This window comes from Streptomyces sp. NPDC039424 (assembly GCF_055639495.1).
Map to the genome: position 1 here is coordinate 694,194 of NZ_JBVKAI010000002.1, position 15,371 is coordinate 709,564.

Genomic DNA, 15,371 nt, shown 5'->3' on the forward strand with positions numbered 1-15,371 from the left:
CCCAGGCCACTGACAGTCGTACGAAAGGTCGTGCAAAGAAAGGACGGGCCCCGCACCTCGAAAGGTTGCGGGGCCCGCCCTCTTTTTGTCGCGTCGCTGACGCGGCTACCGGGGTGAGCGCAGGGCTCAGACGGCGGCCGGGTCCTCCTCGACGAGGAGGTTGCGGGTGCGGTTCGGGTCGACCGGAACGCCGGGGCCGATCGTGGTGCTGATCGCGGCCTTCTTGATGTAGCGACCCTTGGCGGCGGACGGCTTCAGACGGAGGATCTCCTCCAGCGCGGCGCCGTAGTTCTCCACCAGCTTGCTGTCGTCGAACGACACCTTGCCGATGATGAAGTGCAGGTTCGAGTGCTTGTCGACGCGGAACTCGATCTTGCCGCCCTTGATCTCGGTCACGGCCTTGGCCACGTCCGGGGTCACGGTGCCGGTCTTCGGGTTCGGCATCAGACCACGCGGGCCGAGGACACGGCCGAGGCGGCCGACCTTGCCCATGAGGTCCGGGGTGGCGACGACGGCGTCGAAGTCCAGACGGCCCTTCGACACCTCGTCGATCAGCTCGTCGGCACCGACGATGTCGGCGCCCGCGGCACGCGCGGCCTCGGCACGGTCACCGGTCGCGAAGACCAGGACCCGGGCGGTCTTACCGGTGCCGTGCGGAAGGTTCACGGTGCCACGGACCATCTGGTCGGCCTTGCGCGGGTCGACACCCAGACGGAAGGCGACCTCGACGGTGCCGTCGAACTTGGTCGTGGAGGTCTCCTTGGCGAGACGGACGGCCTCGAGCGGGGCGTACAGCTTCTCCCGGTCGACCTTGGCGTCCGCAGCGCGGAGAGCCTTGCTGCGCTTGCTCACAACTGCTCCTGTGGGTTCTGAAAGGAGTCGTGGTATGGGCCGAGCAGGCCCTGCCACGTGCGGCCGAGGCCGCATGGTTCTACGAAGGTGGGGTTCAGCCCTCGACCGTGACGCCCATGGAACGGGCGGTGCCGGCGATGATCTTCGCGGCGGCGTCCAGGTCGTTGGCGTTGAGGTCGGGCATCTTGGTGGTGGCGATCTCGCGGACCTGCGCCTCGGTGATCTTGGCGACCTTGGTCTTGTGCGGCTCGCCGGAGCCCTTCTCGATGCCCGCGGCCTTGAGGATCATCTTCGCGGCCGGCGGAGTCTTGGTCACGAAGGTGAAGGAACGGTCCTCGTAGACCGTGATCTCCACCGGGATGACCCAACCGCGCTGCGACTCGGTCGCGGCGTTGTAGGCCTTGCAGAACTCCATGATGTTGACGCCGTGCTGACCCAGCGCCGGGCCGACCGGCGGAGCCGGGTTGGCGGCGCCGGCCTGGATCTGGAGCTTGATGAGCCCCGTGACCTTCTTCTTCTTGGGAGGCATTGCTCTCCGGGTCCTTTCAATTCGGGTCCTGCCGGCATCCGGGGACCACCCGGACGCAGGCATACCGCACAACGATAACGGGTATAGATGCGCGGCCAAAAACCGTGCAGGTCAGACAGGCTGAGGCAGCCCGCCTGACCTGCGCGGAAGGAATGCGTCCAGAAAAACTAGTTCTTCTGGATCTGGTCGAAGGACAGCTCGACCGGCGTCTCGCGGCCGAAGATCTCCACCAGGCCCTTGACCTTCTTCGAGTCGGGGTTGATCTCGTTGATGGTGGCCTGGAGCGTGGCGAACGGGCCGTCGGTGACGGTGACCGAGTCGCCGACCTCGAAGTCCAGGACCTGGACCTCGACCTTGCGCTGCGGAGCCGGCTTGCCCTCGGCCTCGGCGGCCTCGCGGGCGGCCTTCTCCTCGGCCTCCGGGGCGAGCATCTTGACGATCTCGTCCAGGGTCAGCGGGTACGGGTCGTAGGCGTTGCCGACGAAGCCGGTGACGCCGGGGGTGTTGCGGACGACACCCCAGGACTCGTTGGTCAGGTCCATGCGGACCAGGACGTAACCCGGCAGCTTGTTCTGCTTGATCGTCTTGCGGTCGCCGTTCTTGATCTGGACGACCTCTTCCTGCGGCACCTCGGCCTGGAAGATGTAGTCCTCGACGTTCAGCGAGACGGCGCGCTGCTCCAGGTTGGTCTTCACGCGGTTCTCGTAACCGGCGTAGGTGTGGATCACGTACCACTCGCCGGGCAGGGTGCGCAGCTCCTCGCGCAGGGCCTGGACGGGATCGACGGGCTCGGCCTCTTCCTCGGCCTCGACCTCGGTCTCGTCGGACACGGCCAGGTCGGCGGCGTCGACGTCCTCGTCCTCGACGTCCTCGCCGGACTCGTCCTCGACGTGCAGAGCGGTTTCCTCGGCGGCCTCACCCAGTGCGGCTTCCGCAGCCTCGAACTCGTCCTGCTCGTCCGCGCCCTCGACGATGTCGAGCTCGTCATCCACGGACTCGGCGGCATCTCCGCGTGACTCAACGGCGTCGTTCAGGTTCGGGTCAGACACGGTGGCTGCTTCTTCCTGGATACATAGGGGTGGAACATGCGAAAACGGGCGCCGGTAACCACGGCGCCCTTCGCTCTTGGCTCAGCCGAAAACGTACTTGGCCGCGTGGTTGAGCCCATAGTCAATCACGGTCACCAGAGCGATCATGATGGCGACGAAGAAGATCACCACGGTGGTGTACGACGTCAGCTGGTTGCGCGACGGCCAGACGACCTTGCGGAGCTCCGCGATGATCTGGCGGTAGAAGATCGCGAGGCGCTTCAGCGGGCCCTTCTTGGCGCGCTTACCGCCCTTGCGGGACTTCTTCTTGGACTCCGGCACCTCGTCCTGGGCGTCAGGCGTGTCGATGGAGCCCACGGCGTCCGTCATTCGTCCTCACCTGGTCCCGGGTCGTGGCCGTGCCGCGCCCGGTTTCTGAGCCGCACGGCGGTGCATTGCTGTACGTACATGCGCACACATCCTGGCGGTGTGTGTAGCAGGGCCGGAGGGACTTGAACCCCCAACCGCCGGTTTTGGAGACCGGTGCTCTACCAATTGAGCTACGACCCTTTGCTGTGTCCCCCAACGTACCGCATCCGACCGGGTGCTCGGTGTGCACCGGTTGGGGCGCGGCTGCTGAAGGCCAACGAGGTGAGAGTGTACGTGGTCGCGGGCCCGGCGTCGAACAGAAAGCGCCCGTACAGGCTCCCCGCGCGGAAGATCGTCCTGGCCGGGCCGCATATTCGGACCCTTGTTCACGACTCGGCCCAATGCTGTTCAGTGGGTGAAACCCGCGTGCCGGGCACGTTTCCGGTCTGAAACGATGGCCCCATGAGCGCTGCAACCCCTCCCACCGAGCGCCGGGTCTCCGCCCGAGTCGGCGCGATCTCCGAGTCCGCCACCCTCGCCGTGGACGCCAAGGCCAAGGCCCTCAAGGCCGCCGGGCGTCCGGTGATCGGCTTCGGCGCGGGTGAGCCCGACTTCCCGACCCCGGACTACATCGTCGAGGCGGCCGTCGAGGCCTGCAAGAACCCCAAGTACCACCGGTACACCCCGGCCGGCGGTCTGCCCGAGCTGAAGGCCGCGATCGCCGCGAAGACGCTGCGCGACTCCGACTATGAGGTCGACCCGTCGCAGATCCTGGTCACCAACGGCGGCAAGCAGGCCATCTACGAGGCCTTCGCGGCCATCCTCGACCCGGGCGACGAGGTCATCGTCCCGGCGCCTTACTGGACGACGTACCCGGAGTCGATCCGGCTGGCCGGCGGTGTCCCGGTGGAGGTCGTCGCGGACGAGACGACCGGCTACCGGGTGAGCGTGGAGCAGCTGGAGGCGGCCCGCACGGAGAAGACGAAGGTCGTGCTCTTCGTCTCCCCCTCGAACCCGACCGGCGCGGTCTACAGCGCCGAGGACGCCGAGGCGATCGGCCGCTGGGCGGTCGAGCACGGCCTGTGGGTGCTGACCGACGAGATCTACGAGCACCTGGTCTACGGGGACGCGAAGTTCACCTCGCTGCCCGCGATCCTGCCCGAGCTGCGGGACAAGTGCATCGTGGTCAACGGTGTCGCGAAGACGTACGCGATGACCGGCTGGCGCGTGGGCTGGGTCATCGGCCCGAAGGACGTCGTGAAGGCCGCGACGAACCTGCAGTCGCACGCCACCTCGAACGTCTCGAACGTGGCCCAGGTCGCGGCGCTGGCGGCCGTCTCGGGCGACCTGTCGGCCGTCGCGGAGATGCGCGAGGCCTTCGACCGGCGCCGCAAGACCATCGTGCGGATGCTCAACGAGATCGACGGCGTGCTCTGCCCGGAGCCGGAGGGCGCCTTCTACGCGTACCCGTCGGTGAAGGCCCTGCTCGGCAAGGAGATCCGGGGCAAGCGCCCGCAGAACTCGGTGGAGCTGGCCGCCCTCATCCTGGAGGAGGCCGAGGTCGCGGTCGTCCCGGGCGAGGCCTTCGGCACCCCCGGCTACCTGCGGCTGTCGTACGCGCTCGGTGACGAGGACCTCGTCGAGGGCGTGAGCCGGATGCAGAAGCTGCTGGCGGAGGCGCAGGACTGACGTCCGCCCTCTCCGTACGGGGGGTCACCTACGCAAGTCGTGGGTGACCCCCCGTCCCTTTGTGCGAGCAAGACCACGTTCGGGGAATCCGCTTCCGGGACTGCACGAACGTACGGCAGGATCCTGGGATGGAGCGTGTACGTGATGTCTCTGAGCTGCCGAAAGCCCATCTGCACCTGCACTTCACCGGCTCGATGCGGCCGGGGACCGTGCTGGAACTGGCCGACAAGTACGGCGTGCGCCTGCCCGATGTGCTCACCGAAGCCCTGACCAGCGGTGAGCCGCCGAAGCTGCGGGCGACGGACGAGCGGGGCTGGTTCCGCTTCCAGCGGCTCTACGACGCGGCGCGCTCCTGTCTGAGGGAGCCGGAGGACATCCAGCGGCTGGTGCGGGAGGCGGCCGAGGAGGACCTCAGGGACGGCTCGGGCTGGCTGGAGATCCAGGTGGACCCGACCTCGTACGCGCCCCGTCTGGGCGGGCTGATCCCGGCGCTGGAGATCATCCTGGACGCGGTGGACACGACGGTGCGGGAGACCGGCCTCGGCATGCGGGTGCTGGTGGCGGCCAACCGGATGAAGCACCCCCTGGACGCGCGCACGCTGGCCCGGCTCGCGGTGCGGTACGCCGACCGGGGCGTGGTCGGTTTCGGGCTGTCGAACGACGAACGCCGGGGTATGGCGCGGGACTTCGACCGCGCTTTCGCCATCGCGAAGGAGGGCGGTCTGCTGTCGGCCCCGCACGGCGGCGAGCTGACCGGCCCGTACTCGGTCCGCGACTGCCTGGACGACCTGCACGCGAACCGTATCGGCCATGGTGTGCGCGCGGCGGAGGACCCGCGGCTGCTGAAGCGGCTCGCCGACCGGGGCGTGACCTGCGAGGTGTGCCCGGCGTCGAACGTGGCGCTGGGTGTCTACGAGAAGCCGGAGGACGTCCCGCTGCGCACGCTGTTCGACGCGGGCGTGTCTCTGGCGCTGGGCGCCGACGACCCGCTGCTGTTCGGCTCCCGGCTCGCGGCCCAGTACGAGATCGCCCGCCGCCACCACGGCTTCACCGACGCCGAGCTGGCGGAGCTGGCCCGGCAGTCGGTTCGCGGTTCGGCGGCGCCCGCGGACGTGAAGGCGAAGCTGCTGGCGGGCGTGGACGACTGGCTCAGCGGCCCGGCCGCTTGAAGTGGGCGTAGGGCGGACATTCGGGTCGGGACCGCTCAGGGAGGGTGGCGCAGGGGCTGCCAGGGCTGGACGACCCGGTGCTCGTACGGGACCGGTCCTAGGCCGGAACTCGCGCGGTCTCAGCCTCATACGGCGATTCCGCTCAGCGGCGTCCGGGCCCGTCTACAGGCTGACGCCCACCGTGACCGGCTCGTTGACCAGCGTGATGCCGAAGGCGTCGCGGACTCCGGTGACGACCTCGCGGGCCAGGGAGAGCAGGTCCTCGGTGGTCGCGCCGCCCCGGTTGGTGAGGGCGAGGGTGTGCTTGGTGGAGATGCGGGCGGGGCCGGTCCCGTACCCCTTGGTGAAGCCCGCCTTGTCGATCAGCCAGGCGGCCGAGGTCTTGGTGTGCCCCTCCCCCGCCGGGTAGGCGGGCGGCTCGACGCCGTCGCCCAGCCGCTCCCGCACGCGCGCGCGGAACGCGGCGAACTCGGCGTCCGCGATGATCGGGTTGGTGAAGAAGGACCCGGCCGACCAGGTGTCGTGGTCCTCGGCGTCCAGGACCATGCCCTTCCCCGCGCGCAGCTTCAGCACGGTCTCGCGGGCGGCGGCGAGCGGCACCCGGTCGCCGGGCTCGACGCCGAGGGCGCGGGCCGCCTCGGCGTACTTGACCGGCGCCGACAGCCCGTCCGCGTCCTGGAGGGAGAAGCGGACGCGCAGGACCACGTAACGCTCGGGGTCGGCCTTGAAGCGGCTGTGGCGGTACGAGAAGGCGCACTCCTCGTTCGTCAGCGCGACCGTCTCGTGGGCGCGGCGGTCGTACGCGATCACCTCGGTGATGGTCGAGGAGACCTCCTGGCCGTACGCGCCGACGTTCTGGATCGGGGTCGCGCCGGCCGAGCCCGGGATACCGGCGAGGCACTCGATGCCCGCGAGCCCGGCCTCCACGGTGCGGGCGACGGCGTCGGTCCACACCTCGCCGGCCGCCAGCTCCAGCGTCGTACCCCGCAGTTCGAAGCCGGTGGTGGCGATGCGCAGGGCCGTGCCGTCGAAGCCCTTGTCGCCGATGACCAGGTTCGACCCGCCACCGATGACCAGCAGTGGCGTGCCGGCGGCGTCGGCCTCGCGGACGGCGTCGATGACCTCGGCGTCGGTGGTGGCGGTGACCAGCCGGGTCGCGGGACCGCCCAGCCGGAAGGTGGTCAGGGGGGCGAGGGGGGCGTCGTGGAGTTCCTGCACGCGCCCAAGACTACGAGACGGCACCGACAGCCCGGCCCGCCGGACCGGCCCCGGCTCCCGTCCCGCCCGGGACGGACCCGCACGCGCGCGTACGGCCCCGCCGGCGGGGACGGGGCCGTACGCGCGCGTGCCTCAGGTGGTCGGGCGGGCGGTCAGTGGGCGGTGTTCTGCAGGGCCGGGGTCTGGTCGCCGGTCTCCTCGCCCGCCTTCGCGAGCCGGGAGGCGCCGCGCCGGGCCGGGATCGCCAGGGCGGCGACCGCGGCGAGGGCGACCACCGCGGAACCCGTCACCAGGGCGGGCCGCAGGCCGTCGACGAAGTCCTGCGCGGACTCGTAGCCGCCCTGCGCGGAGAAGATCGAGGACATGACCGCGATGCCGAGGGCGCCGCCGACCTCGCGCAGCGCGTTGTTGGCGCCGGAGGCGATGCCCTGCTCCTGCGGCAGGACGCTGGACATCACCAGGTTGGCGGCCGGGGCGAAGTACAGGGCCATGCCGATGCCGCTGATGATCAGACCGGGCAGCTGGACGGCGTAGGAGGCGTCGGCCGTGACCACGTAGGCCATGTAGCCGAGGCCGGCGGCCTGGAGAAAGAGCCCGGCGGCGACGACCGGACGGCCGCCGACGCGGTCGGAGAGGATGCCGGCGATCGGCGCGACGAGCATCGGCATACCGGTCCAGGGCAGCATGCGCAGGCCCGCCTCGGTGGGCGAGTAGCCGAGCACGCCCTGCATGTACTGGCTGAGCAGGAAGATCGAGCCGAACATCCCGAGGAACATCAGCAGGCTCGCGGCGTTGATGCCGGAGAAGGCGCGGGAGCGGAACAGCCGCATCGGCAGCATGGGGTTCTTGGCGCGGACGCTGTAGAGGACGAACCCGGTGAGCAGCGCGGTCCCGGCGAACAGACCGGTCAGGACGAGCGGGCTGGTCCAGCCGTCGACGGGGCTGCGGACCAGGCCGTAGACGATCCCGAAGAGGCCGCCGCTGGCGAGCAGGGTGCCGGGGATGTCGAGCGGGGCGCCGGTGCCGTACGACTCGGCGAGGCGCAGCCGGGCGAGCGGCAGCAGGGCCACGCCCAGCGGAACGTTCAGCCAGAAGATCCAGTGCCAGGACACGTGTTCGGTGAGGCTGCCGCCGACGAGCGGCCCGGAGGCCACGGCGAGCCCGTTGACGGCACCCCAGATGCCGTACGCCATCCCGCGCTTGGCGACGGGCACGGCGGCCGTCAGCAGAGTGAGCGTGAGGGGCATCATGATCGCCGCGCCGACGCCCTGGACCGCGCGGGCGGCGATGAGGGTGTCGATGCCGGACGCCAGAGCCGCGGCGGCGGACGCGCCGGTGAAGACGGTGAGCCCGGCGAGGAAGAGCCGGCGCCGGCCGAACCGGTCGCCGAGCGCCGCGCCGAACATCAGCAGGACGGCGAAGGTGAGCGTGTAGGCGCTCACGGTCCATTCCAGGTCGTCCAGCCCTCCGCCGAGGTCCTTGCGGATGGAGGGCAGGGCGGTGGTGACGACGAGGTTGTCGAGGGCCGCCATGAATCCGGCGACGCTGGTGATGACGAGGGCCCAGGCGGCTCCCCCGCGACGTGCGGTGGTCTGTGCTGTCTGCTGTGACATCGCTCCCCCAGAGCAAATATTTATTTAGCGATGACTAACTTTGCTGGTCGTGAGAAACCGGTCCCGAAGACGGGGTAGGCACCCCGCCCGGCCCTGCGATCGCGCTACTTCTCCAGCCGGCCGTTCACCCGCGCCGACGGGTAAAGCCCTTCCCACACCCGATGCTCGGGCGGAAACCCCATGGCCACCAGGCAGTTGATCAGCATCCCGTACGCCATGAAGGTGGTCGTCTCGCTCACGTCGGCGCCGAGCGGCAGGTGCACGGCGTCCCACAGGCGCATCCATCCGGCGCGCACGGACTCGCCGAACGCGGGGTCACCCTCCTCCTCGGCCGCCGCCACCGCGAGGTACATCTGCATCTGCATCATCAGCCGCTCGGGCTGCTCCGCGATGACCTGGACGTACGCGTTCGCCATGGCACGCTGGGCCTCTTCGCCCTCCAGTCCCTCGGCGGCCTCCGCGAAGGAGCGGATGGTGTCCTCCACGCAGCGCTCGGCCGCCGCCAGGAAGATCGCCTTCTTGCCCGGGAAGAGCCGGAAGAGATACGGCTGCGAGACACCGACCCGCTTGGCGATCGCGTCGGTGGACGTGCCGTGATAGCCACCGCGGGCGAACTCGCTCATCGCCGCGCGGATGACGCTCTCACGCCTCTCGTCTGCGCTCATCCTGACCATGCGGCTAAGTTAGTACTCAATCACTAACTACGTCAAGGGCTCGGTGTTGAGGGCTTGGTGCCTCCCGTCGAGGCACGGCGGTGGGCGGCGACCCGTTCCCGGGTGGCGCAGCGCCGGGAGCAGTACCGGCGCTCGGGGCCCTGCCCCTGCGCGATGAAGACGTTCTCGCAGGTGGGCGAGGCGCAGACCCGGCCCGGGGGGCGCTGGTGATCCCATACGAGGACGGCGAGGGCCAGGCAGGAGGAGGCGAGAAGCCACTCGTCCCAGGGAGCGTCGTCGTCCCGGTCGAGGTGCGGGTGCCAGGGCGTGCCGCCGCCGTGCGAGGTGAGGCGCAGCGGTCCTCCGTGGTCGCGGAGGAGGCGGTTGAGGGAGGCGGCGGCCGTGTCCACGTGGTCCGCGGCGAAGACCTCGCGCAGGAGCACGGCCGCCGCCCGCATCCGTCCGACGTCCTGGGCGGTCAGTTCGAGAGGGCCGGTCTCGCCGTACTCGCGCAGGACGGCGGCGATCGCTTCCGGAGCCGGGCGCGCTTCCGCCTCGGGGCCCGCTTCGCGGGACGGAGTGCCGGTCAGGGCGTTGACCAGGGCGGCGGTGCGGCGGGCGTTGGTGAGGACGGAGTGGCGGGTCGACCAGTCGGGGGGGAGGGAGGGCACGCTGCGAACGTAACGCATATTGAGACGTTTTAAGTTACGTGCGTAACGTCACTTCGATGAAGAGGCGTTGCACAGGGGTCTATCTGGCCGGGGCGACGGCCGTCCGCACGGGCGACGAGATGTCCGGCCCCGCGCTGCTGCTGGCCGGTTTCGCGGTCGCGGGTTCGGTCACGGAGGCGTCCTCGCTGCTCGCGGCCGTGACGGCCGCGGCGGCGGTGGGCGGTCCCGTGCTGGGCGTGTTCCTCGACCGGTCGGCGCGACCGGGCCGACTGCTGGCGGGCGCGCTGGCCGCGTACGGGGCCGGGTTGGTGCTGATCCTCGCGGCGCTGGACCGGCTGCCGTTCGCGCTCGTTCTCGTGATCGCCGTGGGGACGGGTCTGTTCGGGCCGGCCCTGTCGGGCGGCTGGACCGCCCAACTGCCCCGCGTCGTACCGCCGGAGGGGCTGCCGCGCGCCACCGCCCTGGACGCCATGACCTTCGGCGTGGCGAGCCTGGCGGGCCCCGCCCTCGCCGGCGTCACCGCGGGGTTGCTGGGGGCCGCGGCGGGGGTCGTGCTGTCGGTGCTGCTCATCGGGTCGGGCCTGCCGGTCGCCTGGGCGCTGCCGGAGCGGTCGGCGAAGGGCCGGGAGGGACCAGGGGAGGAACCAGGGGAAGTGCGGCAGAGGTCACAGGACACGGTGGCCGCCCGCCCGGCCCCGAACGGGGGCGAGTCCCCGGGCGCGGTCACGGTGATCGACGACCTCGTCGCGGGCGTGAGCTGCATCATGCACAGCCCGCCCCTGGCCCGGGCGACCCTGACGTCGGCCACCTCCTGCGCGGCGCAGGGCATGCTGATCAGCTGCACGCCGTTACTGGGGGCCCGTTCCCTCGGCGGAACCGGGCACGGCGCGTTACTGCTCTCCGGCATCGCCGTCGTCTCCCTGGCGGCGAGCGCCGCCCTGGCCCGCTCCCCCGTCCGCCTGGCCGCCGACACGATCATCCGCACCGCCGCGCTGCTCCAGGCCGCCGCCCTCACCCTGGCCGCCACCGGCCGCCCCGCGCTGCTCGCTCTCGCCGTCCTGCTCGCCGGCGCCGGGGAGGGTCCGCAGCTCACGGCGCTGTTCGCGGTACGGCACCGGGAGGCCCCGGAGCGGCTGCGCGGCCAGGTCTTCACCACCGGCGCCAGCCTGAAGATCACCGGCTTCGCCCTGGGCGCGGCGGTGGCGGGCCCGATGACCGACTGGTCACTTCCGGGCACACTGCTGGCGGCGGCCGGTGTGCAGATCGCCGGGGCGATACCCGGCGGGCGGGGGAACCGCTCAGGCGTCCGGCAGGGGGAGCTCAGCGAGTAAGGCGTCCGGCAGGCGGATCTCCGGCAAGTAAGGGGCACCCGCCATTGGCGAGCGCCCCTTACCGCGTACCTCTCCCGGCTGTCTGCCGCTCGCCGCTCAGGCGAGCCGGACGACCGCCCGGGACATGCCCAGCACCTTCTGCCCGGCGCTGATCGCCGTCAGGTCGACACGGACGGTGTTGTCGTCGAGCTTGGCCGCGATCTTGGCGCTGACCTCGATCGTGGCGCCCTGGTCGTCGTTGGGGACGACGACGGGCTTGGTGAAGCGGACGCCGTACTCGACGACCGCGGCCGGGTCACCGGTCCAGTCGGTGACCACGCGGATCGCCTCGGCCATGGTGAACATGCCGTGCGCGATGACGTCCGGCAGGCCCACCTCATTGGCGAACTTCTCGTTCCAGTGGATCGGGTTGAAGTCCCCGGAGGCACCCGCGTAGCGCACGAGGGTGGCACGGGTCACAGGGAAGGTCTGCGCCGGCAGCTCGGTGCCGACCTCGACGTCGTCGTACGCGATCTTCGCCGTCATCGCTTCCTCACGCCTCCTCGTCCGCAGCGCGGGCCACGAGCTTGGTCCAGGCGGTCACGACGTGCTCGCCCGCCTCGTCGTGGACCTCGCCGCGGATGTCCAGGATGTCGTTGCCCGCGAGGGACTTGATGTCCTCGATGGTGGAGGTGACCGACAGCCGGTCACCGGCGCGCACGGGGCGGGTGTAGACGAACTTCTGGTCGCGGTGCACCACGCGGCTGTAGTCGAGGCCGAGCTGCGGGTCCTCGATGACCTGTCCCGCGGCCTTGAAGCTGATCGCGAAGACGAAGGTCGGCGGGGCGATCACATCGGGGTGGCCGAGCGCCTTGGCGGCCTCCGCGTCCGTGTACGCCGGGTTGGTGTCCCCCACCGCCTCGGCGAACTCGCGGATCTTCTCCCGGCCCACCTCATAGGGCTCGGTGGGCGGGTAGGTCCGCCCCACGAAGGACTGGTCGAGCGCCATGGGCTCGGCACCTCCTGCTTGCTCTACTGACCGGTACGGGTCGCTCAACGACGCGAGGCCGCCCCCGAGTGATCGGGGACGGCCTCGACGTACGAGCCTGTTTTATCGCGTTTCGCGGTGCGCGGTGTGCGCGTTGCAACGCGGGCAGTGCTTCTTCATCTCAAGACGGTCCGGGTTGTTACGCCGGTTCTTCTTGGTGATGTAGTTCCGCTCCTTGCACTCCACGCAGGCCAGCGTGATCTTCGGGCGGACGTCGGTGGCAGCCACGTGAGTGCTCCTTGACGAACGGATGGGACATTTAACGCAAGAAAGAGTAGCCGATCGAAGGACCGACCCCGCAATCGGCTACTGTCAGTAGCGGTGACCGGACTTGAACCGGTGACACAGCGATTATGAGCCGCTTGCTCTACCGACTGAGCTACACCGCTGTGATGCGATCGGTCCCCGCCTTGCGACGGGAACCATTCACACCAGAGCCCCAATACGGAATCGAACCGTAGACCTTCTCCTTACCATGGAGACGCTCTGCCGACTGAGCTATTGGGGCGAGCGATGAAGACATTACACGCTCCGCCGCCGTTCACCCAAATCCGTTTCGCGCCACCCGACCCGCCCCGTCCGGCAGGCCTCTCACCGGCCCCGTACGCCCCTCTCGTACGCCTCTCCCGCGGGCCGTACGACCGGCCCCGCGCGGGCCGGACCACGCTCGTACGACTATTGCGCTCCTCCCCGCCAGGCAGGGCCCGCCACCCTACGCTCGACTCACTCTGCGTGATCATGCGCCCGTTTGCGCAGCCCCGAGTCCCTGGAGCGCGATGCCCGAGAGCCAGCCACAGCCGTCTTCCTCGTCGTCGAACCCGTCGAACCCGCCGGACCCGTCGACGCCGCTCCTGCTGTGCGGGGCCCGGCTGACCGACGGCCGGAGCGTGGACGTACGGCTGGGCGGCGGGCGCATCGAGGCGGTCGGTACGGCCGGCAGCCTGGCGCCGGGACCGACGCGATCCGGCGGCGCGCGCGTGGACCTCGGCGGCTATCTGCTGCTGCCGGCCCCGGCCGAACCGCACGCCCACGGCGACACCGCACTGTCGGCCGAGGACGGCGGCCCGGCCTCGTACGAACCCGACGACGTCCAGCGCCGGGCCACGGAGGCCGCCCTGCTCCAGCTGGGCCACGGGGCGACGGCACTGCGGGCACACGTGCGCGTGGGCGACGTCCAGGGCCTGGGCGCGCTGGCGGCCGTCCTGCGGGCGCGGCGGTCGCTGCGCGGGCTGGCGGCGCTGACGGCGGTGGCGGTGCCGCGGGTGCTGACCGGGATGGCGGGGGCGGACGGGCTCGCGATACTGCGGGACGCGGTGCGGATGGGCGCCTCGGTGGTGGGCGGCTGTCCGGATCTGGACCCGGACCCCACGGGATACGTGGAGGCGGTGCTGGAGATCGCCTCCGAGCACGGCTGCCCGGTCGACCTGCACACGGACGCCGCCGACCCCGCCCGCCTGGCCCGGGTCGCGGCGATGGCGGGCGGCCTGCGCCCCGGTGTGACGCTCGGCCCGTGCGCCGGCCTGGCCCGGCTGCCCGCCGAGGCGGCCTCACGTGTCGCGGACCAGCTCGCCGCGGCCGGCGTCACGGTGGTGTGCCTGCCCCAGGGCGGCTGCGGGGGCGTCGACGGACGGGGCACGGCTCCGGTACGGCTGCTGCGCGCGGCCGGCGTACGGGTCGCGGCCGGCAGCGGCGCGCTGCGGGACGTCTCCAACCCGGTCGGACGCGGCGACCCCCTGGAGGCGGCCTACCTGCTCGCCTCCCGCCACGGCCTGCGCCCCGAGGACGCCTACGACGCCATCAGCACCTCCGCCCGCGCGGTCCTCGGCCTGCCCGAGGTGCGCGTCGAGGCCGGCTTCCCCGCCGAGCTCCTCGCCGTGCGCGGCGACCACCTCGCCGGCGTGCTGTCCCTGGCGTACAGCCGGATCGTGGTGCACCGGGGGCGCGTGGTGGCACGCACCAGCGCGGTACGCGAGTACTGCAACTCGGCCGCGGCGGCGGAACTGGGGCTGCCTCGGCAGGGGCGGGGGGAGCTGTCCTAGTCCTGTCCGGCGAGCGTGTCGGCCGCCCCCGCGCCCGCGCGTGACTGGGCCGGAGGGTGGCGCTCTGTCCGCCGGTGGCCTCCGTCGGTGAACAGTCCGCCTGCCACATGGGGCCCAGGTGAAGTCATGCGGCGGATGCGGCCCTTCGGGCGTACGGTCGGAAACATGCGCATAGTCATCGCTGGTGGTCATGGTCAGATCGCGCTGCGGTTGGAGCGGCTGCTCGCCGCGCGCGGATACGAGGTAGCGGGCATCATCCGCAAGCCAGAGCAGGGTGACGACCTGCGGGAGGCCGGGGCCGAACCGGTCCTGCTCGATTTGGAGTCGGCCTCGGTGGAGGAGGTCGCGGCGCATCTGCAGGGTGCGGACGCGGCGGTCTTCGCGGCGGGCGCCGGCCCGGGCAGCGGCGTGGCCCGCAAGGAGACGGTGGACAAGGGCTCGGCGGTCCTGTTCGCGGACGCGGCCGTCCGGGCGGGCGTACGCCGTTTCCTGGTCGTCTCCTCCATGGGCGCGGATCCGGCGCACCAGGGCGACGACGTCTTCGACGTGTACCTGCGCGCCAAGGGCGAGGCCGACGCGCACGTCAGCACCCTGGACACCCTGGACTGGACGATCCTGCGCCCCGGTTCGCTGACGGACGAGCCCGGCACCGGCCTGCTGCGCCTGGAGGCGCACACCGGCCGCGGGTCGGTCCCGCGCGACGACGTGGCGGCCGTGCTGGCGGAGTTGGTGGAGACTCCGGCGACGGCGGGCCTGACGCTGGAGCTGATCAGCGGGTCGACTCCGGTGACGGTGGCCGTGAAGTCGGTCGCGGGGAACTGACGTTGACCGCCGCCGGTCAGAAGAGAGGCAGCTGACCGGGGAAGTCCGGCACGGCGTACCCGTCCAACGAGGGCTGCACGGCCCCCAGTTCCGCCTGCCTCCGCGATCCGGAACACGAGACGAGGTCACCGCCGCGCCGCGCACCGGGCGGATCGTGCCGCGCGAAGCGCCCGGCGACGACGGCGATTTCACGACGGCACACCGGGCAGATCCTGCGCCGCGGGGGCCGAGGGGATGCGGACGACATGGAGCCAGTGTGCCCCGGGGCACTGACAACGCCATGAGCGGCGAGGTGACGGACCTCACCCTCCGTGATCCGAAACGGCACGCAAAGACCCCCTCCGATCTACGTATCCGTAGA

Annotated in this window: 17 protein-coding genes and 3 tRNA genes; 5 read left to right on the forward strand and 15 right to left on the reverse strand. The window is 71.0% G+C overall.

All coding sequences use genetic code 11. The features are described from left to right. Positions 1-126: 126 nt before the first annotated feature. The 5 genes from rplA to ACZ7L0_RS08060 form a co-directional block, all read right to left on the reverse strand. The gene (gene rplA, locus ACZ7L0_RS08040) at positions 127-852 is read right to left on the reverse strand and encodes a 50S ribosomal protein L1 (RefSeq protein ID WP_471241552.1); all 726 of its coding nucleotides are present in this window, start codon (positions 850-852) and stop codon (positions 127-129) included. Between the two features lie 94 nt (positions 853-946). Continuing rightward, complete coding sequence (rplK, locus tag ACZ7L0_RS08045) at positions 947-1,381, reverse strand: 50S ribosomal protein L11 (RefSeq protein WP_033528316.1); 435 nt, start codon at positions 1,379-1,381, stop codon at positions 947-949. A 167-nt stretch (positions 1,382-1,548) separates the two neighbouring features. After that, a complete protein-coding gene (gene nusG, locus ACZ7L0_RS08050; RefSeq protein ID WP_471241553.1) occupies positions 1,549-2,430 on the reverse strand; it encodes a transcription termination/antitermination protein NusG in 882 nt (293 codons plus the stop codon). A gap of 81 nt (positions 2,431-2,511) precedes the next feature. Then, complete coding sequence (secE, locus tag ACZ7L0_RS08055) at positions 2,512-2,799, reverse strand: preprotein translocase subunit SecE (protein ID WP_471241554.1); 288 nt, start codon at positions 2,797-2,799, stop codon at positions 2,512-2,514. A gap of 107 nt (positions 2,800-2,906) precedes the next feature. After that, positions 2,907-2,979, reverse strand: a tRNA-Trp gene (locus ACZ7L0_RS08060). 261 nt (positions 2,980-3,240) lie between these two features. On the opposite strand from ACZ7L0_RS08060, the gene ACZ7L0_RS08065 reads away from it, so the two are divergent. Next, complete coding sequence (locus ACZ7L0_RS08065; RefSeq protein ID WP_471241555.1) at positions 3,241-4,467, forward strand: pyridoxal phosphate-dependent aminotransferase; 1,227 nt, start codon at positions 3,241-3,243, stop codon at positions 4,465-4,467. A gap of 128 nt (positions 4,468-4,595) precedes the next feature. Next, on the forward strand, positions 4,596-5,636 hold the full coding sequence (locus ACZ7L0_RS08070; protein WP_471241556.1) for an adenosine deaminase: 1,041 nt from the start codon (positions 4,596-4,598) through the stop codon (positions 5,634-5,636). Positions 5,637-5,798: 162 nt separating this feature from the next. On the opposite strand, the gene ACZ7L0_RS08075 is transcribed toward ACZ7L0_RS08070, so the two are convergent. The 4 genes from ACZ7L0_RS08075 to ACZ7L0_RS08090 form a co-directional block, all read right to left on the reverse strand. Beyond that, positions 5,799-6,854: a UDP-N-acetylmuramate dehydrogenase gene (locus ACZ7L0_RS08075; RefSeq protein ID WP_471241557.1), complete on the reverse strand. Its 1,056-nt coding sequence runs from the start codon at positions 6,852-6,854 to the stop codon at positions 5,799-5,801. Between the two features lie 152 nt (positions 6,855-7,006). Then, positions 7,007-8,467, reverse strand: coding sequence for an MFS transporter (locus tag ACZ7L0_RS08080; protein WP_471241558.1), 1,461 nt, complete (start codon positions 8,465-8,467; stop codon positions 7,007-7,009). 104 nt (positions 8,468-8,571) lie between these two features. Next, positions 8,572-9,141: a TetR/AcrR family transcriptional regulator gene (locus ACZ7L0_RS08085; protein ID WP_471241559.1), complete on the reverse strand. Its 570-nt coding sequence runs from the start codon at positions 9,139-9,141 to the stop codon at positions 8,572-8,574. 32 nt (positions 9,142-9,173) lie between these two features. Then, positions 9,174-9,809: a CGNR zinc finger domain-containing protein gene (locus ACZ7L0_RS08090; protein ID WP_471241560.1), complete on the reverse strand. Its 636-nt coding sequence runs from the start codon at positions 9,807-9,809 to the stop codon at positions 9,174-9,176. Between the two features lie 38 nt (positions 9,810-9,847). Between ACZ7L0_RS08090 and ACZ7L0_RS08095 the strand changes: the two genes are divergently transcribed. Then, positions 9,848-11,122, forward strand: coding sequence for an MFS transporter (locus ACZ7L0_RS08095; protein WP_471241561.1), 1,275 nt, complete (start codon positions 9,848-9,850; stop codon positions 11,120-11,122). Positions 11,123-11,218: 96 nt separating this feature from the next. On the opposite strand, the gene ACZ7L0_RS08100 is transcribed toward ACZ7L0_RS08095, so the two are convergent. The 5 genes from ACZ7L0_RS08100 to ACZ7L0_RS08120 all read right to left on the reverse strand — a co-directional run bounded on the left by ACZ7L0_RS08100 (position 11,219) and on the right by ACZ7L0_RS08120 (position 12,657). Then, on the reverse strand, positions 11,219-11,647 hold the full coding sequence (locus ACZ7L0_RS08100) for a MaoC family dehydratase (RefSeq protein ID WP_471241562.1): 429 nt from the start codon (positions 11,645-11,647) through the stop codon (positions 11,219-11,221). 7 nt (positions 11,648-11,654) lie between these two features. Further along, positions 11,655-12,110, reverse strand: a complete 456-nt coding sequence (locus ACZ7L0_RS08105) for an FAS1-like dehydratase domain-containing protein (protein WP_471241563.1) — start codon at positions 12,108-12,110, stop codon at positions 11,655-11,657. Between the two features lie 102 nt (positions 12,111-12,212). After that, positions 12,213-12,377, reverse strand: a complete 165-nt coding sequence (gene rpmG / locus ACZ7L0_RS08110) for a 50S ribosomal protein L33 (protein ID WP_003948671.1) — start codon at positions 12,375-12,377, stop codon at positions 12,213-12,215. 88 nt (positions 12,378-12,465) lie between these two features. Next, a tRNA-Met gene (locus ACZ7L0_RS08115) sits at positions 12,466-12,538 on the reverse strand. A 46-nt stretch (positions 12,539-12,584) separates the two neighbouring features. Next, positions 12,585-12,657: transfer RNA gene (locus ACZ7L0_RS08120), tRNA-Thr, on the reverse strand. 268 nt (positions 12,658-12,925) lie between these two features. Here ACZ7L0_RS08120 and ACZ7L0_RS08125 point away from each other — a divergent pair. Together ACZ7L0_RS08125 and ACZ7L0_RS08130 are read left to right on the forward strand one after the other, a co-directional pair. Next, a complete protein-coding gene (locus tag ACZ7L0_RS08125; RefSeq protein ID WP_471241564.1) occupies positions 12,926-14,188 on the forward strand; it encodes an amidohydrolase family protein in 1,263 nt (420 codons plus the stop codon). A gap of 165 nt (positions 14,189-14,353) precedes the next feature. Continuing rightward, positions 14,354-15,010 carry an SDR family oxidoreductase gene (locus ACZ7L0_RS08130; RefSeq protein ID WP_471241565.1) on the forward strand — a complete coding sequence of 219 codons (657 nt, stop codon included), beginning with the start codon at positions 14,354-14,356 and terminating at the stop codon, positions 15,008-15,010. 16 nt (positions 15,011-15,026) lie between these two features. Here the strand turns inward: ACZ7L0_RS08130 and ACZ7L0_RS08135 are convergent, their stop codons facing one another. Further along, positions 15,027-15,257, reverse strand: a complete 231-nt coding sequence (locus ACZ7L0_RS08135; protein WP_471241566.1) for a hypothetical protein — start codon at positions 15,255-15,257, stop codon at positions 15,027-15,029. Positions 15,258-15,371 lie beyond the last annotated feature (114 nt).

Excerpts from the sequence above, each read along its gene's own strand:
- ACZ7L0_RS08095 (WP_471241561.1), top strand. The coding sequence starts at position 9,848 with ATGAAGAGGCGTTGCACAGGGGTCTATCTGGCCGGGGCGACGGCCGTC.
- rplK (WP_033528316.1), bottom strand. The coding sequence starts at position 1,381 with ATGCCTCCCAAGAAGAAGAAGGTCACGGGGCTCATCAAGCTCCAGATC.
- ACZ7L0_RS08065 (WP_471241555.1), top strand. The coding sequence starts at position 3,241 with ATGAGCGCTGCAACCCCTCCCACCGAGCGCCGGGTCTCCGCCCGAGTC.
- ACZ7L0_RS08135 (WP_471241566.1), bottom strand. The coding sequence starts at position 15,257 with ATGTCGTCCGCATCCCCTCGGCCCCCGCGGCGCAGGATCTGCCCGGTG.
- ACZ7L0_RS08105 (WP_471241563.1), bottom strand. The coding sequence starts at position 12,110 with ATGGCGCTCGACCAGTCCTTCGTGGGGCGGACCTACCCGCCCACCGAG.
- ACZ7L0_RS08090 (WP_471241560.1), bottom strand. The coding sequence starts at position 9,809 with ATGCGTTACGTTCGCAGCGTGCCCTCCCTCCCCCCCGACTGGTCGACC.
- ACZ7L0_RS08100 (WP_471241562.1), bottom strand. The coding sequence starts at position 11,647 with ATGACGGCGAAGATCGCGTACGACGACGTCGAGGTCGGCACCGAGCTG.
- ACZ7L0_RS08085 (WP_471241559.1), bottom strand. The coding sequence starts at position 9,141 with ATGGTCAGGATGAGCGCAGACGAGAGGCGTGAGAGCGTCATCCGCGCG.
- ACZ7L0_RS08130 (WP_471241565.1), top strand. The coding sequence starts at position 14,354 with ATGCGCATAGTCATCGCTGGTGGTCATGGTCAGATCGCGCTGCGGTTG.
- ACZ7L0_RS08080 (WP_471241558.1), bottom strand. The coding sequence starts at position 8,467 with ATGTCACAGCAGACAGCACAGACCACCGCACGTCGCGGGGGAGCCGCC.
- ACZ7L0_RS08125 (WP_471241564.1), top strand. The coding sequence starts at position 12,926 with ATGCCCGAGAGCCAGCCACAGCCGTCTTCCTCGTCGTCGAACCCGTCG.
- ACZ7L0_RS08070 (WP_471241556.1), top strand. The coding sequence starts at position 4,596 with ATGGAGCGTGTACGTGATGTCTCTGAGCTGCCGAAAGCCCATCTGCAC.
- secE (WP_471241554.1), bottom strand. The coding sequence starts at position 2,799 with ATGACGGACGCCGTGGGCTCCATCGACACGCCTGACGCCCAGGACGAG.